The sequence below is a fragment of the Mycobacterium pseudoshottsii JCM 15466 genome (genome assembly GCF_003584745.1).
GTDB classification, from domain to species: Bacteria; Actinomycetota; Actinomycetes; order Mycobacteriales; family Mycobacteriaceae; genus Mycobacterium; species Mycobacterium marinum.
Window position 1 is genome coordinate 1,460,910 of sequence record NZ_AP018410.1, and the last position, 23,404, is coordinate 1,484,313.

Below are 23,404 nucleotides of genomic sequence, written 5' to 3' on the forward strand. Positions count from 1 at the left end.
GGCTACTTTCCCTGTCTGCTCAGGGGCCCGTCATGGCGGACCCGCGCTTGCCGTGTAGCCGACTGTGGCTACTCAACCTGGTCATCACCCGGGGCACCCCACCGCGGTTGGAGGGTTGCCGGCCAGCAAGCCGGGGCTTGACGCTGGCGCTCATGACCGATCTGAAGCCTACCGTATCGCGGCTTGCTCGTGCCAACTCTCTGGGCGGGCGGCATCGCCGTCGCATGCCCCGAGCCTGCGAACAGCCCTTGTAATCTGGGCGGATGAGCAACCGCTCGCCCAAACTCACAGCGCGGGAGGAATTGGGCTCAGATGTCTGGTGAACCCAAGATCACGGTCAGCGGCCCGGTCGTGGAACTCGACGGCGACGAGATGACTCGCGTTATCTGGAAGCTCATCAAAGACCGGCTGATTCTCCCGCATCTGGACGTGAAGCTGCTCTACTACGACTTGGGTATCGAGCACCGGGACCGCACCAACGACCAGGTGACCATCGACGCGGCGTATGCGATCAAGAAGCACGGTGTGGGCGTCAAGTGCGCGACCATCACCCCCGACGAGGCCAGGGTCCGGGAATTCAACCTCAAGAAGATGTGGCTGTCGCCGAACGGGACGATCCGAAACATATTGGGGGGCAAGATTTTCCGTGAGCCCATCGTGATCTCCAACGTTCCGCGGCTGGTTCCGGGCTGGACCAAGCCAATCGTCATCGGCCGCCGCGCATTCGGCGACCAATACCGCGCGACGAACTTCAAAGTCGACCGGCCGGGCACCGTGACGCTGACGTTCACACCCGCTGACGGCAGCGAGCCGATCGTGCACGAAATGGTGTCCATCCCCGAGGACGGCGGGGTGGTGATGGGCATGTACAACTTCAGAAAATCCATTCAGGACTTCGCTCGGGCGTCTTTATTCCTATGGCCTAAACGCCAAATGGCCGGTGTACTTGTCCACCAAGAACACCATCCTGAAGGCCTATGACGGCATGTTCAAAGACGAATTCCAGCGAATCTACGAAGAGGAGTTCAAGGAGCGGTCCGATGCCGAAGGCCTGACCTACGAGCATCGCTTGATCGACGACATGGTTGCTGCCTGCCTCAAATGGGAGGGCGGCTACGTCTGGGCCTGTAAGAACTACGACGGCGACGTCCAGTCAGACACGGTGGCGCAGGGCTACGGATCGCTGGGACTGATGACGTCGGTGCTGATGACGGCTGACGGCAAGACTGTGGAGGCCGAGGCCGCCCACGGCACCGTCACGCGCCACTACCGCCAGTACCAGGCCGGCCAGCCGACCTCCACCAATCCGATCGCCTCGATCTTCGCCTGGACGCGTGGCCTGGCGCACCGCGGCAAACTGGACAACACCCCCGAGGTCGTTCAATTCGCGCAGACGCTGGAAGACGTCGTCATCAAGACCGTGGAGAGCGGAAAGATGACCAAGGATCTGGCGATCCTGATCGGTCCCCAGCCAGGGCTCCGGCGTTGTTGATTAGCAGGCTTGTGAGCTGGGGAATTGTGGATTGAGGAGGTCTAGGCGGCGGTTGGCGGTCAAAGCGGTGATCCGGCAGGCTTCGGCGATGTTGTCGGCGCCGTTGAGGCGGTGCAGATTGATCGCGGTGTTGCGTAGCGTTGCTAGGACCTGTGCGCCGTTTCCGGTATGTGCCCTTTGACGGTCTTCGTCGAAGGTGACGTCGCGTATCCAGTGCAGGCTGTTCTCGATTCCCCAGTGTTGACGCATCCAGGTCATGATCGCGGTAGGGCGGGCGTGCTCGAACGGCAGGCTGCAGATGGCATAGACCACCTCCACGCTGCGCTGGTCGGTGGCGGTGATCAAGCGTTCACGAGTGATCCGGATGATTTGTTTTGCGTAGGGGAAGCCGATTCCTCGTGCAGCGGTGATGATTTGCAGGGTGCGGGTCTCGACACGGCCGTGGCCGCGGGAGTCGTCGGTAGCGGCTGTGGGCACCTCGGCCCAGGGCAGCGCGGTGATACGCGCAAGTATTTTGGCTTGGTTGGACTTGACGATCATCAGGTAGTGCGACTTCAAGGTGGCGCAGATCAACTTCGCGGTGACGACCTGGGTATGCATCGCATCCACGGTGACCAGCCACCGCAAGCTACCCGGCAGCAGCGTGAGCAGGGCACGTACGCAGGGAATTTCATTGCTTTTCTCGGCGACAGCGAGTTGACCGAGCACCAATCGGGCACGGTGGGCGAACACCGACACGAGATGCGTGGCTGTCGCTTTGGCGCGTAAAGCACCACGCAGCATCTTGCCGTCCAACGCGATCGGCACCAATCCACTGGGGTCGCTGCTGGCCACGTGTGCAGTGAAGTAACTGCCCATCCTGGCGTTGAGGTCGGCGGGGTCTAGCCGAGACAAAACAGCGCGGAAGGTCTTCTCACTGGGCCGCCGGAACCGGACCCCTAATTGGGCCAACACATCATCGGGAGCGGTGGCCGCCCATGTGGCAAAACCAGCATAGCCGCGCATCCCCGCGGCAGTGGCCAGAACCGCGATCGCCAACAAAGCCATCAGCGAATACCTCCGACCGCGTGGGCCCCTCGGGTCTGGCACCGAGGCCAACACATCGAGAAACTCCGATCCGATGAACTCGCTGCGCTCACCAGGACTCCAGCAGTCGAACACCTCTGGAACCGACGACACACGCAATACTGAAACGGTAGGCACGGGCAACTCCAGACCAACGACGAACAGTAACCAACTCGATCGTTCTCCAGATAGCCCGTGCCTACACTCCGGCCCCAATAGCGCGGCACCAAAGATCATCAACCCAGCTCACAAGCCTGCTAATCAACAACGCCGGAGCCCTGGGTCCCCAGCAGGCCTGGCTCAACAGCGAGGAGTTCCTCGAAGCGATCGCCGAGAATTTGGCGAAGAAGCTGGGCTGACCGGCAACGGCTAGCTGGCCGGCGGTTCGGCGGAGCGGAGGTGCGGGCAGCACTCTTCGATGAAGCCGCTGATCAGCGCGGTGACGCGGGCCGGCGCCTCGAACATCGGGACGTGTCCCACATTGTCGAGCACGGTGACCCGGTGGTCGTCGGGTAGATGGGTGGTGAAATGGCGGCTGTACCGGGGAGCGGGAATGATGCGGTCCTTCCCGCAGATCACCAGATGCGCCGGGACGGCATTTTCGGCGAGCTCGCGCAGACCGCGCAGCAGTAGCGCCTTGACCAGCAGCTGAAGGTAGGCGGGGCAGTGCGCGACGTCATCGATGCAGCCGAGCAGTTCGGCGTCGCTGACGCCGTCGGGCGACGCGCTGATCGCGTAGGTCGCCAACCGGCGGCTAAACGGCAGGCGCATCACCCGCGGCCCGAGCAGCCAAGCCAGCGCTAGCAGCGGGATGCCCATGACGAACTTGATGATCACCTCGAACTTGGCCGGGCTCCACCGCGTCCAGCCACCGGCGGGTGCGATGTCGGTGACACTGCGCGCGCGCCCCCGGCGCTCGAGTTCGAATGCGACCCAGCCGCCCAGTGAATTGCCGACGATGTGGGCGCTGTCCCAGCCCAATTCGTCCATCTGACGTTCGACGTGATCGGCCAGCACCGCCGACGACAGGAACCAGGTACCGGCCCGCGGCCCGCCGTTGTGGCTGGCCATGGTCGGGGCAAACACCTCGTAGCGGCCGGTGTCGGCCAATCTCTGGGCCACTTGCTCCCACACCGCCTGGGACAGCAGGGAGGGGTGCAGCAGCAGCACCGGTTCTCCTGAGCCCAAGTGGATCGGCGCACGGGTCGGCGCCGAGGGTGAAGGGCCAAGCAGACGTCTCATATCACCGACAGTACAAGGTGGTACCGGCGGTATCGCAAGTGTCTGCGAATCGCCGAAATTTGCGCATGAAAGGATCGGGGACACCATGAGCACCCCGACCGGATCCCGCCGGATTTTCTCCGGCGTGCAGCCAACTTCTGACTCACTTCACCTCGGTAATGCGCTGGGCGCCGTCACCCAGTGGGTTGCGCTGCAGGACGACCACGACGCGTTCTTCTGCGTCGTCGACCTGCATGCGATCACCCTCCCGCAGGATCCCGAGGCGCTGCGGCGCCGCACGCTGGTCACCGCCGCGCAATACCTGGCGCTGGGTATCGATCCCGCTCGCGCCACCATCTTTGTGCAAAGCCACGTGCCGGCCCACAGTCAGCTGGCCTGGGTGCTGGGCTGCTTCACCGGTTTCGGACAGGCGTCTCGGATGACGCAGTTCAAAGACAAGTCGACGCGCCAGGGCGCCGATTCCGCGACGGTCGGCCTGTTCACCTACCCGGTGCTGCAGGCCGCTGATGTGCTGGCCTACGACGCGGAGCTGGTGCCGGTGGGGGGGACCAACGTCAGCACCTGGAACTGGCGCGCGACATCGCGCAGCGGTTCAACGGGCGCTTCCCGGACACCTTCGTGGTGCCCGACGTCCTCATCCCCAAGATCACCGCCAAGATCTACGACCTGCAGGATCCGACGTCGAAGATGAGCAAGTCGGCCAGCACCGACGCCGGGTTGATCAGCCTGCTCGACGCGCCGGCGGTGTCGGCCAAGAAGATTCGCTCGGCGGTGACCGACAGCGAACGCGAAATCCGCTACGACCCCGAGGCCAAACCCGGCGTTTCGAACCTGCTGAGCATTCAGTCCGCGGTCAGCGGCGTCAGTATCGACACCCTGGTGGACGGCTACGCGGGACGGGGCTACGGCGATCTGAAAAAGGACACCGCCGAGGCCGTCGTCGCCTACGTCAGCCCGATCAAAGCCCGTGTCGACGAACTCACTGCCGATCTCAGCGAACTCGAGACGGTGCTCGCGGCAGGAGCCGAACGGGCCCACGACATCGCGAGCAAGACCGTGCAGCGTGTCTACGATCGGTTGGGTTTTCTTCCGCAACGGGGGTAAGTGTTTGACCACGACGACTGAGCCGGCCAAACCAGGAACTTTGGACAGGCTGCGAGCCCGGTATGGGTGGTTCGACCACGCGATGCGCGCCGCCAAGCGATTCAATGAGCAGCGCGGCGGCTTCTTCGCCGGAGGTCTGACCTACTACACGATTTTCGCGTTGTTTCCTTTGCTGATGGTCGGTTTCGCCGTATTCGGCTTCGTGCTGGCCAGCCATCCCGACCTGCTCAAGACGATTGACGGCAAGATCCGGGAGTCGGTCTCAGGGGCCTTGAGTCAACAGCTGGTCGGGCTGATGAATTCGGCGATCGATGCGCGGGCATCCGTCGGCCTGATCGGCCTGGCGACCGCGTCATGGGCGGGCTTGACCTGGATGTCGCACCTGCGGGTGGCGCTCAGTGAGATGTGGGCTCATCCGGTCCAGCGGGTGGGCTACGTGCGCACCAAGCTCTCCGATCTGACCGCGATGATCGGCACATTCCTGGTGACCATGCTGACAATCGCGCTCACCGCACTGGGCCACCTCAGGCCGATGGCCACGGTGCTGAGCTGGTTTGGGATACCTGAGCTTGCGATCTTCAACGTGGTCTTCCGACTGATTTCGATACTGATATCGGTGCTGGTGGCTTGGTTGATGTTCACCTTGATGATCGCCCGGCTGCCGCGGCAGCCGGGCCGTCTGGGCACCTCGATGCAGGCCGGTCTGATGGCCGCCATCGGATTCGAACTGTTCAAACAGGTGGCGTCGATCTACCTGCGAACGGTGCTGCGCAGCCCGGCCGGCGCCGCGTTCGGGCCGGTGTTGGGGTTGATGGTGTTTGCCAATGTCACCGCCTATCTGGTGCTCTTCGCCACCGCGTGGGCGGCCACCAAAGATCCATATTCCGAACATATTGAGCCACCCGGCCCCGCGATCATCAGCCCGCGCATACAGGTCGAGGAAGGCCTGGGGGTGCGGCAGACGGTGGCCGCGCTGATCGCGGGCGCCGTTGGAGCGCTGACGATATCGCGGCTGTTCCGCCGGCGCCGCTAGTCCTCGACGGCCTGCCACTCGCCGTTGGCCATCACCGCGGCCACGCGCAGATCGCGATCGAGCACAACGAGATTGGCGTCAAAGCCGGCCCGCAGGCTGCCCCGTCGTGCCAGCCCGACGGCGCGCGCCGGGGTCGCCGAGGTTATCTGCACCGCGGCGGCCAACGCCCCGGCATCGAGTGCGGCCCCCGCCCCAGCCCGAAATGCGGCGCGAAAGAGCCGGTCCATGGTGGCCGTGCTGCCCGCGATCGTCGGGGTGCCACACACCCGCGCCACGTTCGACTCGACCTCAATCGGCACCGATCCCAGACGATATGTGCCATCGCCACATCCGGCCGCGGCTATCGCGTCGGTGACCAACGCGACCCGGTCGGGGCCGACGGCCTCGATCACGGCCGCCACCACGGCGGGATGGACGTGTACCCCGTCGGCGATCAATTCGAGCGTCACCGCCGGGTCCTTCAGCAATGCCAGGGCGGGCCCGGGCTCGCGGTGGCCCAGGGGCGCCATCGCGTTGAACAGGTGAGTGGCGACGGTGGCACCGTGGCCGATGGCCTGGCAGGTCTGCTCGTAGGTCGCATCGGTGTGCCCGAGGGCCGCCACCACACCGGCGGCCAAGAAGCGCCTTATCGTGTCGGCGGATCCGGGCAATTCCGGGGCCAGCGTCACCATGCGGATGGTGCCGTTGGCGGCCGCCAGCAGCGCATCGATTTCGGCGGGGTCCGGCGCACGCACTTGGGTGTGGTCGTGCGCGCCGCACCGTGCGGGGCTCAGCCACGGGCCCTCCAGATGGATGCCTGCGATGGTGCCCGAGCGGCCCGAGCTGATGGCTTCGGCCAGCTTGGCTACCGCCGAAAGCAGTTGCGCGGGTGCGGCGGTGACCAGGCTGGCCAGCATCGTGGTGGTGCCGTGGCGCAGGTGAAACTCGCTGGCTTGGATCAAGGCCCGGCCACCGGCGTCGGCGTCGGCGAACGACGCGCCCGCTCCGCCGTGCACGTGGATGTCGACGAACCCCGGCACCACGATCGAGTCCGGGAAGTCGAAGTCGGCCAAAGGCGCTGTGCCGGTGCCGCAATCCGCGATTTTGTGGCCCGCCGTCCGTATCCAGCCGGGTCGGCAAAGTTCTCCGTCGATGACCACAGACCCGGCACAGATGAGGGTCACGGAGCTTCCGTCAGCTTCTCCGGCCAGCGTCCGCCGTTCTCCCAGAAGTGCCGAATTTCCTCGAGCTGGCGGCCCTTGGTTTCCGGGGCGTAGCGGTAGACGACGCCGAACGCCACCAGCGCGAGCACCCCGAATACGGCGAACGCTCCCGAACCACCGAGTGAATGCAACATGGTGAGGAAGACGGCGGCAACGATCGCGTTCGCGATGAGGTTGGCGGTCAGCATGGTGCTCGACCCGATGGAACGTAGCCGGGTGGGGAAGCTTTCGCTGGCGTAGACCCAGCCCAGGGAGCCAAAGCCCATCGTGTAGCCGATGATGAACAGCAAGATGCCTGCGAACCCCAGTATCGCTGCGCCCTGTCCGCGGGCGAACACGGCCATCAGCGCGACGTCGGCAACGATCATGATGGCGATGCCCGACAACAGGATTGGCCGACGGCCCACGCGGTCCACCAGCAGCAGGGAGGTAATCACGGCCGCCACACCGGCGATCTGAACCAGCGCCGGCAATCCCAGGAGGGCGAAATCGCCAGTGAAGCCCATGGCTTCGAAGATCCGCGGACTGTAGTAGATGATGGCGTTGATCCCGGTGATCTGGATCAAGAAGCCCAGCGTGATCACAAAGATGGTGGCGCGCAGAAAGGGCGGTCGCAGCATTTCGGACACGCCGCCGCTACCTTCACTCAACGCGGTGCCGATCTCGGCCAGTTCTTCCTCGACATCGGCGGCGGGGTCCACCCGCAGCAGCGCCGCGCGGGCCTCCTGGATGCGGCCCTTCATCACATACCACCGGGGCGTGTCGGGCATGCGGATCAACAAGGGCAGCAACAGCATTGCGGGGACGGTGGCCAGTCCCAGCATCCAGCGCCAGCTGTGCGTACCGGCCAGCAGGTACCCGGTGAGATAGCCGACGATGAGTCCGCTGACGGTGGTGAGTTGGTAGACCGTGAGCAGCGATCCGCGCACCGCGGCCGGAGCGGATTCCGCGACATAGACCGGCACCACGACAATCGAGACGCCGACGGCCAGACCCAGCAAGAAGCGCGCCGCCAACAGCATCGGTAGCGACACCGACAGCGCGCCCAGCACCGCGAACATCGTGTAGGCGACGAGCAGCATCACCACCGACTTTTTGCGCCCGATCGCATTGGCCAGTACGCCGGCGCCCAGCGCTCCCACGATCTGACCGATCACCACCATCGTGGTCAGCAGCTCCTGCTGGTGGGTGCTCAGGCCGAATTCTTCGGTGATGAACAGCTGCGCGCCGGCGATGATGGATAGGTCGTATCCGTAGATGAGCCCGACGCTGGCCGCGGTCAGCGCGACCAGGATGCCCCGTTGCACGTCCGTGCTCAGCCGGCTGTGGCCTGGACCGTGGGCGGCTCAGCAACGCTGCCCGGATCGGTGAAAGCAAAGCCGAATTGGCGGCGGCCGGTGCGAATTGCTTCGCCATCCCGGCTTGAGCCGGCATCCTCGCAAAGGGCAGTCATCCCGATACCGTGACACAGCAGCCGGGGCTAATCAACAACCCGTCGGCCGTGAATTTCAGTGCTGCGGCCGGTTGTTCAGCGAGCGCGCGACCAGCATCAAACCGAACACGATGATGGCACCGATCACCGCGACACCGACTCGCACCGGCAGGGCGTCGGCCGATGACACCAGCCCGGCGGCCTGAGCGTCGGCGAGGCGGCGCGCTTCGGGAGTTTCCTTGGGGGCCACCAGGCTGGGATCGGGTTCGATCAGCGAACCGATCTGGGTGCCCTGGGCGGTGCTGAACCCGTAGTCCAGCAGGTGCGCGGCCTGTTCCCAGGGGGCGATCGGCTGGCGAGTTCCGTGTAGCAGCACCGCGAACAGGCGCCGGCCGTTGTGGTTTGCCGCACCAACGAAGGTCTGGCCGGCGTCATCGGTGTAGCCGGTCTTGCCGCCCAGCGCGCCCGGGTAGTTGTACAGCAGGTGGTTGTCGTTCTCCAGCTCGTAGCCGGGATGTTCGCCATGGCCGGGGAAGTCGAAGGTGCGGGTCGCGACGATGTCGGCGAAGATCGGGTTCTGCCAGGCGTATCGGTAGAACAGGCCGATGTCATAGGCCGAGGTGCTCATGCCGGGCCCGTCCAAGCCTGATGGGGTGGCGACGCGGGTGTCGCGGCCACCCAGCTTGGCGGCCAGCATGTTGATCTTTTCCAGCGCCGTCTGCATGCCGCCGAGTTGGATGGCCAGCGCGTGTGCGGCGTCGTTGCCCGAATGCATCAGCAGACCGTGCAGCAACTGGTTGACGGTGTACATGCCGCCGGCGTTGACGCCGACCTTGGTGCCTTCGGCCGCCGAGTCGTCGTTGGTTCCGGGCACGGCCTTGTTTTGGTTCAGCTCCTTGATGGAGACCATCGCGACCAGGACCTTGATGATGCTGGCCGGGCGGTGCCGGGCGTGCGGATCGCGGGCGGCGATGATGGCGCCGCTATCCAGATCTCCCACCAGCCAGGCTTCGGCGGAGACATCGCCGGGTACCGGCGGGGTGTCCGGCGCCGCGATGATCCCGCAGCCTCCCAGCGCGTTGCCGCCGACCGGCGCCGAGGGCACCGCCAGCGGCAGGGGAGGTTCGCCGGCCTGGGGGACCTCCGACGAGTCCACCGCGGGCGGGGTGGTGACCCGATATGGGCACTCCTGGGCTCCGCTGTTCGCTTCGGCATTGGGCTCGGCCGACGCCGACGGCAGGGCGGCGGGCATGCCCACCACAGCCGGCCCGGCCGCCATGAAAACGGCTGCGGCCAGGCACGATGCGGCGCGTAATAGGTACATCGTTGTGCAGATTAGGCGATCGCCGCCTCGATCCGGGGGAGCCGCGCTGTTACGGATGTGGCGGAAGTTATAAATAGTTATTTGACAGTGTCAGAAAATGGTATGACACTGTCAAATAACTATAGAATCGTTACTGACTCTCTCCGAATTCGCCGCGGCGGCTGGCTTGGCCGTGCAGGCATCTGGCGCCGTGCCCGACAATCGCCAGGCCAAGCCGATACCGGCGGAACGGATGATCCGCTACTACACCGCGCGCGGGTTGCTGCCCCGTCCCGGAACCCGCGGACGCGCGCTCACCTATGGCCGGACTCACCTGTTGCGGCTGGTGGCGATCAAGCGGTTGCAGGGCCAGGGCCTGTCGCTTGGGGAGATCGCCGAGCGTCTGGAGGCGCTGTCACCGGCGGAGCTGGAGTCGCTGGCGGCTATCCCGCCCAGCGCGATGCCGCCCGGCCTGGGCGACCCGGAGACGACCACCGAGTCCAGCCGCGCCGCCGGCCGATTCTGGCGAGAGGTCCCCGAACCCATCGCCACCCAAGCCGTCGCCGACGGGTCGGCCGAGCATCCGAGCGTCACCGATCTGCGGGCCATCCGGCTCTCCGACACCGTCACATTGCTGATCGACGGCCATGCGTACCCGTTGCCCGAGTTGGAGAGTCTGCGTCGCGCGGCCGCTCCGCTGCTGGATCTGCTTACCGCCGCCACCAACGGCGCCGACGGTGCCACCAACGACGCCCAGGAAAGGATTCGCCATGAGCGTTGAGTTACTGCCACTGATCACCTCCGAACCCGCGGCGCCCGCTGCCACGGGTGCACCCACCTGCGGTGAGCTCAGCGCGGCCGATGGCCGCCGGCTGCCGCTGAAGGCGGTGAGTGTGCAGACCGCCGTGGTCGGCGTGACCGCGACGTCAACCGTGCGCCAGCGCTTCGTGAACACCGGCGATACCGCGATCGAGGCCACCTATGTGTTCCCGCTGCCGGCGCGCGCGGGTGTCACCGACTTTGTCGCCGATCTGGCGGGACGGCGCGTGGTCGGCGTCCTCGAGGAACGCGGTCAGGCGCGCGAAGACTACGAGCAGGCGCTGGCCGCCGGGCAGCGCGCGGCGATCGTGGAAGAGGACCGCCCGGATGTCTTTTCGGTGCGGGTCGGCAATCTCGGGCCGGGCGAGCAGGCCACCATCGAGATGTGCCTGACCGGCCCGCTGGCCTTCGAGGACGGCGAGGCCACCTACCGATTCCCGCTTGTGGTCGCGCCGCGCTACACCACCGGCCACCCGGTGGGCGGGGACCAGACCGGTTCCGGGGTGGCCCGCGACACCGATGCCGTACCGGACGCATCGCGGGTGACACCGCCGCTGCTCACCGACGCCGACGAACGTCCCGATCTGCAGATTTCCCTATCGGTGGACGGTGCCGGCCTGCCCGTCTCGGACCTGCGGGCCTCGCTGCCGACCGCCGTGCTGGCGCCCGCGGCCGACGGCCTGGCCCGGCTGCGCGTCGAGTCGGGTGCGCGGGCCGACCGCGATTTCGTGCTGCGTTTCCGCCTGGACCAGGGCCGGCTGTCGTCGTCGGCGCTGCTGGTTGCGGACGCGGCCGGTGCGGATGCCACCGATGCCGAAGAAGGCACCTGGTCGCTGACCCTGGTGCCGCCGGCCGAACCGTCCAGCGCCCCACGCGATGTGGTGGTCGTGCTGGATCGCTCCGGATCGATGGGCGGCTGGAAGATGGTCACCGCCCGGCGCGCGGCCGGGCGCATCGTCGACATGCTCGATGTCGGTGACCGGTTTTGTGTGCTGGCCTTCGACGACCGGATCGAAACGCCGCCGGCGATGCCGGATGGGCTGGTGCCAGCCAGTGACCGCAACCGGTTCGCCGCGTCCTCGTGGCTGGGTTCGTTGCGCAGCCGCGGCGGCACCGTCATGGCGCAACCCCTCACCAATGCCGTCGAGATGCTCGCCGACTCTGGCGAAGACCGGCAGGCCAGCGTGGTCTTGGTGACTGACGGCCAGATCAGCGGGGAAGACCACCTGTTGCGGTCGCTGGCGCCCGCGGTGGGGCGAACCCGGATCTACTGCGTGGGTGTCGACCGTGCCGTCAACGCCGGCTTCCTGGAGCGGCTGGCCGGATTGGGCAGCGGTCGAGCCGAGCTGGTCGAGTCCGAAGACCGCCTGGACGAGGTGATGGCCCGACTGGCTCGCACCATCGGGCGCCCGGCGCTGACCTCGATCAGGGTGCGCGCCGAAGGATTCGAGGCCATCGAGGACACCGTCACCCCAGACCGGGTTCCCGACGCCTTCGCCGGCGTGCCATGCGTGATCTCCGGGCGCTATCGCGGGCCCGCCGCCGACGCCGCGCTGCACGTGGAAGCCGACGGGGCCACCGGTCGCTACACCGCGACGGTGACCGCCAGGCCGGTGACGGATGCCCTCGCGGTACAGACGATCTGGGCTCGCTCGGTGGTCCGCGATCTGGAGGACGCCTACGCCTGCGGTCGCGGCACCGACGAGCTGGAACAGCGGCTGGTCGCGCACTCCATCCGGTTCGGGGTGTTGTCGCGGTTCACCGCGTTCGTGGCCATCGACCCCGAACGGTCCGAGGCCGGGCCGATCGCCGAGGTCATGCAGCCCGTCGAGCTGCCGTCCGGGTGGGCGCCGGTCACTGGCGGCTTCGTCGGGGCGGTCGCCGCCGTTGCCCGCGGCGGGGCTGCCGGCCCGCCGATGGTCTTGCCGGCCGCCGCCCCGATGCCCACCGCGGAGTCTGCTCCGGTGCCCTCGCTGCGGGATCTGCTGCGGCGGGTGGAGATGGGCATCGGTAGCGACGGCGCCGAACTCGACCCGGAACTCGACGACGTCTGGTCGGCGTTGACCGTTCATCGCGACCGGGCAACCGATCCGGTGTTGGCTTCGGCGCTCACGGTGCTCTGTGATGCCCTCAACCGCTACCTGTGCACCGCCACGAAGGAAAACGCCGAGCAGGTGAAGACCGCCCTCGAGGTGGTCACGCAGGTTGTCGATGCGCGCCTTCCCAAACATCGGGGCCGGCTGGTGAGCAAGCTGCGGTTCTGGGAGTAGATGGGGCAGTGGCGGGGTTGCTAGCCCAGCCCGGCGTTTCCATTGGCGCCCAGCAGGGTGCCGCCGGTGCCACCGGTGCCGGGGTCGCCGGTGGGTGTGCCGTCGGTGTCGGTGCCGGCGTTACCGCCGTTGCCTCCGTCACCGATCAGGCCTGCGTCGCCGCCGTCGCCGCCCTCGCCACCGGTGCCTGTGCCGCCGCCGGCATTGGCTTGGCCGCCCTGGCCGCCGGCTCCGCCGACGCCCAACAGTTCTCCACCGCTGCCGCCGGCCCCGCCATCCCCCCGTTGCCGTTGCGGGAGATCCCGCCGGTGCCCCCGGCACCGCCGTTGCCTAGCCAGCCGGCGTCACCACCATGTCCACTGGCACCGGCGGGGCCGCTGACGCTAAACGCGCCAGCTCCGCCGGCCCCGCCGCTGGACCACAGCAGCCCGGCGTGACCCCCCTGCCCCCCGTTCCCGCTCGCGGCGACGGCGAACCCGCCGGGCCCGCCGATCCCGCCGCTACCGAACAAGAATCCGGCATTCCCGCCGGCCCCGCCCGTTCCGCCCGTGGATGTGACGTCGAAAGCACCAGATCCACCGGTGCCACCGGCTCCGCCGGCCCCACCGAGCAATCCGGCGTCCCCGCCGGCGCCGCCAATCCCCCGCCAGCGAGAGCGGCAGGTGTGGAAGGACTTACGCCGAGTCCGCCGGCGCCACCGTGGCCTCCACCGGCGCCGACCAGCCCGGACAACAGCCCGCCTGCCCCGCCGTTCCCGCCGGCCCCCCGAACCCGGGATTGCCCAAGCCGGCCCCGCCGGCGCCGCCGTTCCCGCCGGCCCCGAACAGCCCGCCGTTGCCCGCGTCCCCGCCGTTGCCGCCCGTAGCTCCGTTGAAGGTGGCGGCGCCGCCGGTGCCGCCGGTGCCGCCGTCTCCGGATAGCCAGCCGCCGGCTCCGCCGGCTCCGCCATTACCGGTGGTGGATCGCGCACCGGCCCCGCCGGTGCCGCCGGTGCCCCATAGTCCGGCGGCGCCGCCCGAGCCGCCGGCCCCGTCCGAGCCTGCTACGGCGGAGCCGCCCGCTCCGCCGTCGCCGAGCAGCCAGCCGCCGGGGGTGCCGTCGGCGCCGCTGCCGGCGGGTGCGGGGGTGCCGTTGCCGATTAGCGGCCGTCCGGTCAGGTCCTGGACGGGGGAGTTGATCGCCACCAGCGCCTGCTGCTGGGCGACATGGATGGGTGAGGTGCTGGTGGGGGCGTTGTATCCGTCCAGCCCCAATAGCAGCCCGCCGATGCCTCCGGCGCCGGTAGTGCCGGTGGTGGGGCCGGTTCCTCCGATGCCGCCGTTGCCGCCATTGCCGACTACCACGGCATTGCCACCGGTGCCACCGGCACCTCCGCCAGTGGGGCCGTGCCCGCCTGCGCCGCCGGCACCGCCATTGCCTAGCAGTGTCCCGCCGGTGCCGCCGCCACCACCGTCACCGCCACTCCCGATGTTGGCGGCTCCCCCGGTGCCCCCGGCGCCGCCGTCGCCCAGCCAGCCCGCACCACCCCCCGCACCACCCTCGCCCCCGGTCTCGCCGAAGCCGCCGGTACCGCCGGCGCCTCCGTTGGAGAACAACAGTCCCGCATCCCCACCGGACCCACCCGCACCACCGGCACCGCCGTACCCGCCGGTGCCGCCGGTGCCGCCGCTGCCGAATGCCCACCCGCCATCACCACCGGCGCCTCCCGCGCCCCCGGAGCCACCGCCGAAGGTGTCCCCACCGTCGCCGCCGGCGCCCCCCGGCCCGCCGAGCAACCCGGCATGGCCGCCGACTCCACCAGCGCCACCATCAAACGCTCCGTACCCACCGGTACCGCCATGGCCGCCACCGGCACCGACGACACCGGACAGCACCCCGCCGGCCCCGCCGGTTCCTCCCACACCGCCAGTCCCGCCGTTGGAAAGTCCGCCAGCGCCGCCTACTCCGCCACCGCCCAACAGTCCGCCGGCGCCACCGGCTCCGCCGGACCCGCCATCCCCGGCGCCCGAGAACCCGCCGGCTCCGCCGGCTCCGCCGGTCCCCATCAGCCAGCCTCCGGCCCCACCGGCGCCCCCGTTTCCGCCGTCCCCGTTGAAGGTTCGGCCGCCGGCTCCGCCGGCGCCGCCGGTACCCCATAGCCCGGCCGCCCCGCCGTTGCCTCCGGCCATGCCGGGTGCTCCCGAGCCGCCGGCTCCGCCGTCACCGAGCAGCCAGCCGCCCGCGGCGCCGTTAGCTCCGGTGCCCGGGGCGCCGTTGGCGCCGTTGGCGCCGTTGCCAATCAACGGGCGTCCGGTCAACGACAACACGGGTGCGTTGATCGCCGCGAGCAGATCCCCAGACACCACCTGGGCTGGATTGGCCAACACCGCCGCCGCGGCGGCCTCGGCGCTGGAATAAGAGCCCGCCCCGGCGGCCAGGGCCTGGGCGAATCGCTGCCCAAGCGACTGAGCCTGGGCGCTGGCGGCCTGGTAGGCCTGCGCGTGGGTGGAAAACACCGCCGCGATCGCTTGGGATACCTCATCTTGCGCCGCGGCCAGGACCTGTACGGTCGGGGCGGCCGCGGCCGCGGTGGCCTCACCCAGCGCCGAGCCGATCCCGGCCACCTCGCTGGCGGCCGAGCCCACCACTTCAGGTACTGCGATCACAAACGACATTCCCGAAACCTCCGACAGGGTCAGCACCACCGAGCAAACGGCCGGTCACCGGTGACATCTTCGTTAATTAGCACCCTAGAGCGGACCGGGCCGCCGATCGTGGCTATCGCCAAAGTCATTGTCTTGATCCTTTTTCGTCTGGACCACGGTGCGGACTTCGTCCTCGGCGAGGCGGCTCGCGCCTACCGCAATGTCCCTCCGCGGGGCAGCAGGGCCCGGCTATTGCGCGGCTGGCAAACAGGCCGAAGCTGGCCGTTGCGGTGCCCAGTGCCGGGGTTCTGGGAGCGTTACACTCGGGTGATGGCTGTGCTTGGGGCGCAGGCGGCGTCGACATTCGAGTCGCTGCGACCGCATCTCATGTCGGTCGCCTATCGGCTGACTGGAACCGTCGCCGACGCCGAGGACATCGTGCAGGAAGCCTGGTTGCGCTGGGACGCGGCACCGGGCCGCGACGACGTGGCCGACCTGCGTGCTTGGCTGACCACCGTGGTCAGCCGGCTTGGCCTGGACAAGTTGCGTTCGGCGGCCCGGCGGCGCGAGACCTACACCGGGCATTGGCTGCCCGAACCGGTGGTCACCGGGCTCGGGGACGCGGGGGCGCTGATCCGCTGTCGGCGGTGGTCGCCGCCGAGGATGCCCGCTTTGCGGTCATGGTGGTGTTGGAGCGGCTCAGCCCGGATCAGCGGGTCGCGTTCGTGTTGCACGACGGGTTCGCCATGCCGTTCGCCGAGGGGGCCGGGGTGATCGGGGCCAGTGAGGCCGCCGCGCGCCAACTGGCATCGCGGGCGCGCAAGGCCGTGGCGGCGGCGCCCCCGCCTCGGCCCGACCCCACCCACGACGAGGTGGTTGGTCGGCTCATGGCGGCCATGGCCTCCGGTGACCTGCATTCGGTGGTGTCGCTGCTGCATCCGGATGTGACCTTCACCGGTGACGCAAATGGCCGCGCCCCCACCGCGGCTCGGGTGATCTGCGGCGCGGACAAGGTGGCCCGGTTCATGCTCGGCCTGGCTCGGCGCTACGGCCCAGCGTTCTACACGGCGAATCAGTTGGCCTTGGTCAACGGCGAATTGGGTTCCTACACACTGGGCACGGCCGGCGACGGCGGGCATTGGGCGATGTTGCCGCGCATCACCGCGATGACAGTGCGCGACGGAAAGGTATGCGCCCTTTGGGATATCGCCAACCCGGACAAGTTCAGCGGTTCACCCCTGCGCGACCTCGTCGGCTAGTCGCGGCGGCGCGCCCCGCCTGACCGGCATGGCAGCCGATTTTTCGCGCGTGTAAAGGCTTGGCTGAAAGCCGAAACTTCGCCAAACCGCTGGCTAGCCTGAGCTTTCTGTACCTAGCCAACAGTGCCTGCGCGGAGGTCGGCGATGTCATACGTTCTAACGATTCCCGACGCGCTGACCTCAGCGGCCAGGGATGTGCGGGGAATCGGCGCGGCGCTGGACGCAGCAAACCTGACGGCGGCGGTCCCGACCGCAGGGGTGCTGGCCGCGGGTGCCGATGAGGTGTCGGCGGCGGTCGCGGCGGTGTTTTCTGCCCATGCCCAGGACTATCAAGCGCTCAGCGCCGAGGCGACGCAGTTTCAGAGCCGGTTTGTGTCGGCGCTCAGCAATGCCGGAAGCGCCTATGCGGCCGCCGAGGCGGCCGCCGCGTCGCCGTTGGCCACCGTGCAGGAGGACCTGCTGGCTGTGATCAATGCGCCGACCCAAGCGCTGTTGGGGCGCCCGCTGATTGGCAACGGTGCCGACGGGATGGACGCCAATCCGAATGGCGGGGCGGGCGGGTTGTTGTACGGCAGCGGCGGTGCCGGCGGCGATGGCGGATCGGGCGCCGCAATTTCCGCAGGCGTGGTCGCAGGTGCCGGCGGAGCGGGCGGGGCCGCGGGGTTGTGGGGCTCAGGAGGGGCCGGTGGTGCCGGCGGGGCCATGACCGGCGGCGGCCAAACCGGCGACGGTGGCGCCGGCGGGGCGGGCGGCCACGGCGGCTGGGTGCATGGCAATGGCGGCGCTGGGGGCGATGGCGGGCTTAGCAACAGAGGCGGCGGCGGCACCGCCGGTGCCGGGGGAGACGCCGGGCTATGGGGCGCCGGCGGGTCCGGCGGGGCCGGTGGGAACGCCCAAGGTTCGACCGGCAACGTGTCCGGGCCCGGCGGGGCCGGCGGTGCGGGCGGCCACGGCGGGTCGTTGTATGGCGACGGTGGTGCTGGTGGGGCCGGCGGGTACGCCACTGCCCAGCACGCCGGCGGCATCGGTGGTGCCGGCGGCTCAGCGGGGCTGATCGGCGATGGTGGGGCCGGTGGGGCCGGCGGTCGTGGACCGACAAGTGCCACTGTGCAGTCGGGCGGGGCCGGTGGGGCCGGCGGGTCGCTGTACGGCGCCGGCGGGAATGGTGGGGCCGGTGGCGACGGCGGCTCCGGCGGTCAACCAAACGATCAAGATGCCGGGAATGGAGGCTACGGGGGGCCGGCGGTGCCGGCGGTGCTGCCGGGTGGTTCGGTGCCGGCGGAAATGGTGGGGCCGGCGGGGCCGGTGGTGACAGCTACGGCGCCGACAGCGGCATCGGCGGACGCGGCGGCGCTGGTGGCGCAGCCGGATTGCTGTCCGGGGCTGGCGGGGCTGGCGGGGCCGGCGGGTCCAGCTCGGGCGGGAACGCAAATGGCGGGGCCGGCGGCGCCGGCGGTGCCGGCGCCCTCGGGGGCCTGCTGAACGGGGCTGGCGGTAACGGCGGCGCCGGTGGGGCCGGCGGCAACGGCGGGGACATCAGTCCTCTTGCGGGCGGTAACGCTGGAAATGGTGGTGTCGGCGGGTCCGGCGGGGATGCCGGTCTGTTCGGTTTGGGCGGAGCCGGCGGGTCAGGCGGCGGCGGTGGGGACAGCGTCGGGCTGCAGAGCGGAGCCGGTGGCGGCGGCGGGGCCGGCGGTGATGGTGGTTTGCTCAACGGCACTGGTGGTGCGGGTGGCGCCGGTGGCGACGGTGGTAGCGCGCTTTCCGGCGGTACCGGGGTAATGGCGGGGCGGGTGGGGCCGGCGGGGACGCCGAGCTGACCGGAGATGGCGGCAGCGGGGGAGCCGGTGGCGATGGCGGAAGTCCCGGTGGCACCGGCGCGGCCGGCGGGGCCGGCGGGGACGGCGGGCAGCGCGGCGGCAGCCCCGGCGCACCGGGTGCCACCGGCGTCTGACTGCGCTTACCTCCCGAACTGCGGCTCGGCGGTGGCCCATGGCACGCGGCAGGCGTCACCGGAATTGAAGCCCTGCTCGGTGATGCCCAGCGCGGCGTTCATCCGCGCCCGCATGTTCTCCAAGCCGATCTGATAGGTCAGCTCGACCACTCCGGCGTCACCGAAGCGGCTCCGCAGCTCGGCCACCTGCTCGTCGGTGACGGTGTGCGGGTCGGTGGTTATCGCCTCGGCATAGGCGATAGCGGCGCGCTCGTCGTCGCTGAACAGCGGTGACGTCGCGTACTCGTCGATGTCCTCGAGCCGGTGCACGTCCAGGCCGTCGAGGCGCTGCAGCATCGATCCGAAGTCAACACACCATGAGCAGCCGATTTGGCGCGCGGTCCAGAACACGGCCAGTTCTCGCACGCCGGCCGGCAGCGTCCGTGACGCTCGCTCGACCATGGTTTCGTGCACGGCATTGGCAACCAGCAGACGCCGGTGCTGTGCCACCACGCTGAATGGCTCGGGAACTTCGCCGAGGCGCCGTTTGGCTATCCGATAAAGGGCGCCGACCAGCAGGCCGGCTCGCTTTGGGGGCAAGGGTTCGATACGGGTTTTCTGTGTCATACCCCTCAGACGAGACGGGCCGCCCGAATGTGACAGGCCGGCGCGGCGGCGCTCCAAGAATCTGCCAAGAATTCATCGAGGACTGTGCCGGAGCCTCGGGTCATGTCGTACTCGTATTTCGCGGAGCTGCCCCGGCTCGAGGACATCGAGCCCAGCGCACACACCAACGTGTTGGTCGCACACTCGCGGGTGGATCAGTCGCGCATACGAGCCGCGGTCGACACGGTCTTCGACGCTCATCCCGCCCTCGGCACCATGTTCGAACCCCGGGTGGATACCTGGACGTCTCGGCCCGGCGGCGGCTGGGGTTGGGCGGTGGAACCCCCGGGCGCGGCGGTGGCAGAGGTGGTCGCACGGCATCGGTCCAGCTTCGACATGTGCACCGGCCGGCTGTTCGCTGCGTCGCTACTTCCCGGGGCACCCGAGCGGTTGGTGCTCACCGCCAGCCAACTCTGCATCGACGGCCCGGGGTGGCAGTCGGTGGTCGACGAGTTGGTGCGCGAGTGTGACGGGGACGTCCTAAGGTCTGAAACGTCGAACGCATGAGGTAACCAGCGCCGTGCGTTGGTGCGTGCCGGAGCGGCTCCGATACCCCGGGGCCAGTTGCGTCACTTGCCCGTTGGCCGCGCCATCCCAAGCATTCTAGAATGAAATTCTAAAATGTACTGCGGGCGAGACCGCCGCGTCTACTCTATTGATTAATCAACAAAGTGACCGGATGGCTCCGGTGAGTAGCTAAGACGTCCTGGAGGTCCCGAATGGGGTATGTGGTTGCCGCGCCGGAAATTTTGTCGGTCGCCGCGTCTGATCTGGCAAACATCGGGTCGATGCTTCAGGCCGCCAACGCGGCCGCGACAACCCCGACCGTTTCGGTGCTGTCGGCGGCCGCCGACGAGGTATCGGAAGCCATTGCGGAGCTGTTTGGCACCTACGCCCGTGACTATCAGGCCATCAGCGCACAGGCGGCTGGGTTTCACGCCGAGTTTGTTCAGGCCGTGAACGCGGCTGCCGAGTGGTATTCGGCCACCGAGGTCGCCAACGCGTCGCCACTGCAGACTCTGCTGGGAGCGGTCAACGCGCAAACCGAGGCCATGATCGGGCGCCCATTGATCGGCAATGGCGCCGACGGGACAGCGGCCAGCCCGAACGGCCAGGCCGGCGGGCTGCTCTATGGCAACGGCGGAAACGGCTACAGCCAAACCGAGGGTGGGCTAGCCGGTGGTAGGGGTGGTGGCGCGGGACTGATCGGCAACGGCGGTGCCGGCGGTGCCGGTGGCGCGAGTGCGGCTGGCCCGGGCGGCGCGGGCGGTGCCGGCGGCTCCGGCGGGTGGCTCTACGGCTCCGGAGGGTCCGGCGGGTGGGGCGGGAACAGCGTCACCGGTATCGGCGGAAACGCCGGGGCCGGTGGAAACGCCGGACTGTTCGGCAACGGCGGATTGGGCGGAAACGGCGGGAACTGGCTCAGCGGGGCGGCCGGTGCGGGTGGTGTCGGCGGCAACGGTGGCTGGCTGATCGGCAATGGTGGCGCCGGCGGCGCCAATGGGGGTGACGGGGGCAGCGCCGCGGGACTGTACGGCAGTGGCGGCCAGGGTGGGGATTCCGACGTCGATGGAGTCGCTGGGGTCGCGGTGGCAACGGTGGTTGGTTGATCGGTCAGGGCGGTGCCGGCGGTGTTGGTGGTGTGGACGGTGACGGTTGCGGCGGGGGCAACGGCGGGTTGATGCTTGGCCGCGGTGGTGCGGGCGGTGTTGGTGGTGTTGGCGGTGACGGCGGTTTTGGTGGTAGCGGCGGGCTGGTGTTCGGCCTCGGTGGTGCGGGCGGTGCTGGTGGTGTTGGCGGTGACGGCGGCGCTGGCGGTAGCGCCGCGCTGCTGTTCGGTTGGGGCGGGGACGGGGGTGTCGGCGGCACCGGGGTAGCGGGGGCGGCCGGTGCGGTGGTCGCTGACCCCGGTGCTACGGGCTCGAGTGGTCTCAGTGGGGGTGACGGCGGTGTCGGTGGCGCCGGTGGTGCGGGCGGTGACGGTGGTGCGGGCGGTGCCGGTGGTCGTGGGGGTGCGCGCGGACTGTTCGGGCTGCACGGCAGTGCCGGTGCCGGTGGTATCGGTGGTGACGGTGCCCTGGGCGGGGCTGCTGGTGATGGTGGCTCCGGCGGCAACGGCGCCGCGGGACCGACGGGCGGTGACGGTGGTGCCGGCGGTGCCGGTGGCGATCCCGGCGCGGGCGGCAAGGGGGGCATTGGCGGTGACAGCGGCAACGGCACCCATGCCGCTAGCGGTGCCACCGCCGGTGATGACGGCACCGGAACCCGCGGCATCAGCGGTAATGGCGGGGCTGGAGGTCGAGGTGCCGACGCGACCGTGGCCGGTGGTGCCGGCGGCGGCGGTGGTGCCGGCGGGGACGGCGGCAGTGGCGGCACGCATGCCGGCAACGGCGGAGATGGTGGCATCGGCGGCAAGGGCGGGGCCGGCGGTCTTGGCGGGCACGGCGCCACCGGTGCTGCCGGTACGCAGGCCGGTGCCAATGGAGACGATGGTGGCGATGGTGGCGTCGGCGGTGCTGGTGGTTCCGGCGGTGCCGGTGGGGCTGGCGGCGGTGCGGTAGCGGCTGGCTATGTCTCCGGCGGTCATGGCGCGGGCGGCGTTGGCGGTGACGGAGCGCTGGGCGGGGCCGCCGGTGACGGTGGTGCCGGGGCCGCCGGTAGCGCGGCGGTCAACGATGGCGCCGGTGGCGCTGGTGGCGCCGGTGGTGATCCCGGCGCGGGCGGCAAGGGGGGCATTGGCGGTGACAGCGGCAACGGCACCCATGCCGCTAGCGGTGCCACCGCCGGTGATGACGGCACCGGGACCCGCGGCATCAGCGGTAATAGCGGGGCTGGAGGTCGAGGTGCCGACGCGACCGTGGCCGGTGGCGCCGGCGGCGCTGGTGGGGCCGGCGGCGATGGCGGGCGCATTGGGTCTGGCGGTGCCGGCGGTGCCGGTGGTGACGGTATGGCGGGAACTTCGGGTGCGGATGCCACCGTTGTCGGCGGATCCGGCGGCGATGGCAGTGCTGGCGGCAGCGGTGGTGCCGGCGGGGACGGCGGCAAGGGCGGCGCCGGTGCCGGCAACGGCGGCGATGGCGGGGTCGGCGGCAACGGAGCGGCCGGCGGCAACGGCGGGGACGGCGCTGACGGCAAGTTGATGTCGGTCCACAACGGCGCGGGCGGTAACGGTGGAGACAGCGGCGCTGGTGGCTCCGGCGGCAAGGGCGGCAACGGCGGCACGGCGGCGGCGGGCACCCAGGGTCATGGCGGCAACGGTGGTAACGGTGGACTGGCCGGGACTGCTGGTGACGGCGGAGACGGTGCCACCGGGGTACCTATGACTCGAGGCTGATCGGCGGGGGAGACGGATCCGGAGGGGGGGGACATATGGTGTCGACCCCACGGGCGGCGCCGGCGGCTCCGGCGGTGACTCCGGGTATAACGGGGCCGGCGGCGCGGGCGGAACCGGTTCCGGCATCAGTTTCAGCGGCTCGACCACGCTCACTGCAGGCAGTGGCAACGGCGGCAACGGCGGGGCGGGCGCTGATTCCGGATGGTCGGCCAGTTCCCCCAACGGCGGTGACGGCGGGGTAGGTGGCGATGGCGGGCGGCTCGGCAACGGCGGCACCGGTGGGGCCGGTGGAGCCGGGAGGGTCGGTGCCGAGGGCAGCGGCGGGCTCGCCGCGGGCGATAGCGGCGGCGCTGGTCAGGCCGGCGGGACCGGCGGTTCCGGTGGCGCCGGCGGCAAGGGCGGTTCCGAGTTCGGCAACGGCGGTAACGGCGGGGCGGGCGGGGCCGGCGGCGACGGCGGTGTTGGCGGCACTGGCGCCGACGGGACGGTCGGCAACACGCTGTCGAACGATATCGGCGGCGGAACTGGCGGTGACGGCGGGACCGGCGGGGCTGGCGGGTCTGGCGGAGCTGGCGGGAAAGGGGGCACCGCGGCAGCAGGTCATGCCGGCGAACAGGGCCACGGTG

General features: G+C 69.4%; 12 protein-coding genes, 6 pseudogenes and 1 riboswitch. Of the genes and pseudogenes, 9 read left to right on the forward strand and 9 right to left on the reverse strand.

Annotation, left to right across the window (positions count from 1 at the left end; genetic code table 11):
* Positions 1-38: 38 nt before the first annotated feature.
* Positions 39-158: riboswitch (SAM riboswitch) on the reverse strand.
* 154 nt (positions 159-312) lie between these two features.
* Positions 313-1,471: pseudogene (locus tag MPSD_RS06625) on the forward strand (NADP-dependent isocitrate dehydrogenase); the annotation flags it as partial.
* A gap of 21 nt (positions 1,472-1,492) precedes the next feature.
* On the opposite strand, the gene MPSD_RS06630 reads toward MPSD_RS06625, so the two are convergent.
* Entirely contained in the window at positions 1,493-2,695 is a 1,203-nt protein-coding gene (locus tag MPSD_RS06630; protein WP_420811879.1) for an ISAs1-like element IS2404/ISMul1 family transposase, read from the reverse strand.
* 231 nt (positions 2,696-2,926) lie between these two features.
* Positions 2,927-3,724, reverse strand: coding sequence for an alpha/beta fold hydrolase (locus MPSD_RS06645; protein WP_174524142.1), 798 nt, complete (start codon positions 3,722-3,724; stop codon positions 2,927-2,929).
* Between the two features lie 160 nt (positions 3,725-3,884).
* On the opposite strand from MPSD_RS06645, the pseudogene trpS reads away from it, so the two are divergent.
* Together trpS and yhjD are read left to right on the forward strand one after the other, a co-directional pair.
* A pseudogene (trpS, locus tag MPSD_RS06650) lies at positions 3,885-4,903 on the forward strand (tryptophan--tRNA ligase).
* A gap of 4 nt (positions 4,904-4,907) precedes the next feature.
* Positions 4,908-5,936: an inner membrane protein YhjD gene (gene yhjD / locus MPSD_RS06655; RefSeq protein WP_036426871.1), complete on the forward strand. Its 1,029-nt coding sequence runs from the start codon at positions 4,908-4,910 to the stop codon at positions 5,934-5,936.
* On the opposite strand, the gene nagA is transcribed toward yhjD, so the two are convergent.
* The 3 genes from nagA to dacB1 form a co-directional block, all read right to left on the reverse strand.
* Entirely contained in the window at positions 5,933-7,099 is a 1,167-nt protein-coding gene (gene nagA, locus MPSD_RS06660; RefSeq protein ID WP_086085848.1) for an N-acetylglucosamine-6-phosphate deacetylase, read from the reverse strand. The genes yhjD and nagA overlap by 4 nt on opposite strands.
* The gene (locus MPSD_RS06665) at positions 7,096-8,445 is read right to left on the reverse strand and encodes a sugar porter family MFS transporter (protein ID WP_011739596.1); all 1,350 of its coding nucleotides are present in this window, start codon (positions 8,443-8,445) and stop codon (positions 7,096-7,098) included. Before MPSD_RS06665 ends, nagA begins: the two co-directional genes overlap by 4 nt.
* Positions 8,446-8,646: 201 nt before the next feature.
* Positions 8,647-9,894 (reverse strand): D-alanyl-D-alanine carboxypeptidase DacB1, encoded by a 1,248-nt coding sequence (dacB1, locus tag MPSD_RS06670; protein ID WP_012393072.1) that lies wholly within the window; start codon positions 9,892-9,894, stop codon positions 8,647-8,649.
* Positions 9,895-10,084: 190 nt separating this feature from the next.
* Between dacB1 and MPSD_RS06675 the strand changes: the two genes are divergently transcribed.
* Positions 10,085-10,654, forward strand: coding sequence for a helix-turn-helix domain-containing protein (locus MPSD_RS06675; RefSeq protein WP_020727327.1), 570 nt, complete (start codon positions 10,085-10,087; stop codon positions 10,652-10,654).
* Positions 10,644-12,962, forward strand: coding sequence for a VIT domain-containing protein (locus MPSD_RS06680; RefSeq protein ID WP_119571707.1), 2,319 nt, complete (start codon positions 10,644-10,646; stop codon positions 12,960-12,962). The genes MPSD_RS06675 and MPSD_RS06680 overlap by 11 nt, the downstream gene beginning before the upstream one ends.
* Positions 12,963-12,982: 20 nt before the next feature.
* Here MPSD_RS06680 and MPSD_RS28990 read toward each other — a convergent pair whose 3' ends face one another.
* Positions 12,983-13,207: a PE-PGRS family protein gene (locus tag MPSD_RS28990; RefSeq protein WP_259594188.1), complete on the reverse strand. Its 225-nt coding sequence runs from the start codon at positions 13,205-13,207 to the stop codon at positions 12,983-12,985.
* Between the two features lie 429 nt (positions 13,208-13,636).
* Complete coding sequence (locus tag MPSD_RS06685) at positions 13,637-15,616, reverse strand: PE family protein (protein WP_232022773.1); 1,980 nt, start codon at positions 15,614-15,616, stop codon at positions 13,637-13,639.
* A gap of 300 nt (positions 15,617-15,916) precedes the next feature.
* Between MPSD_RS06685 and MPSD_RS06690 the strand changes: the two are divergent.
* Positions 15,917-16,845: pseudogene (locus MPSD_RS06690) on the forward strand (sigma-70 family RNA polymerase sigma factor).
* Between the two features lie 144 nt (positions 16,846-16,989).
* Positions 16,990-18,799: pseudogene (locus MPSD_RS06695) on the forward strand (PE family protein).
* Positions 18,800-18,805: 6 nt separating this feature from the next.
* Here MPSD_RS06695 and MPSD_RS06700 read toward each other — a convergent pair.
* Positions 18,806-19,438, reverse strand: a pseudogene (locus MPSD_RS06700) (carboxymuconolactone decarboxylase family protein); the annotation flags it as partial.
* A 69-nt stretch (positions 19,439-19,507) separates the two neighbouring features.
* On the opposite strand from MPSD_RS06700, the gene MPSD_RS06705 reads away from it, so the two are divergent.
* Together MPSD_RS06705 and MPSD_RS28030 are read left to right on the forward strand one after the other, a co-directional pair.
* Positions 19,508-19,951, forward strand: coding sequence for a condensation domain-containing protein (locus MPSD_RS06705; RefSeq protein WP_015354785.1), 444 nt, complete (start codon positions 19,508-19,510; stop codon positions 19,949-19,951).
* 212 nt (positions 19,952-20,163) lie between these two features.
* Positions 20,164-22,778, forward strand: a pseudogene (locus MPSD_RS28030) (PE family protein).
* Here the strand turns inward: MPSD_RS28030 and MPSD_RS28035 are convergent.
* Positions 22,762-23,400, reverse strand: coding sequence for a hypothetical protein (locus MPSD_RS28035; protein WP_167470893.1), 639 nt, complete (start codon positions 23,398-23,400; stop codon positions 22,762-22,764). The pseudogene MPSD_RS28030 and the gene MPSD_RS28035 overlap by 17 nt on opposite strands.
* Between the last annotated feature and the right edge of the window lie 4 nt (positions 23,401-23,404).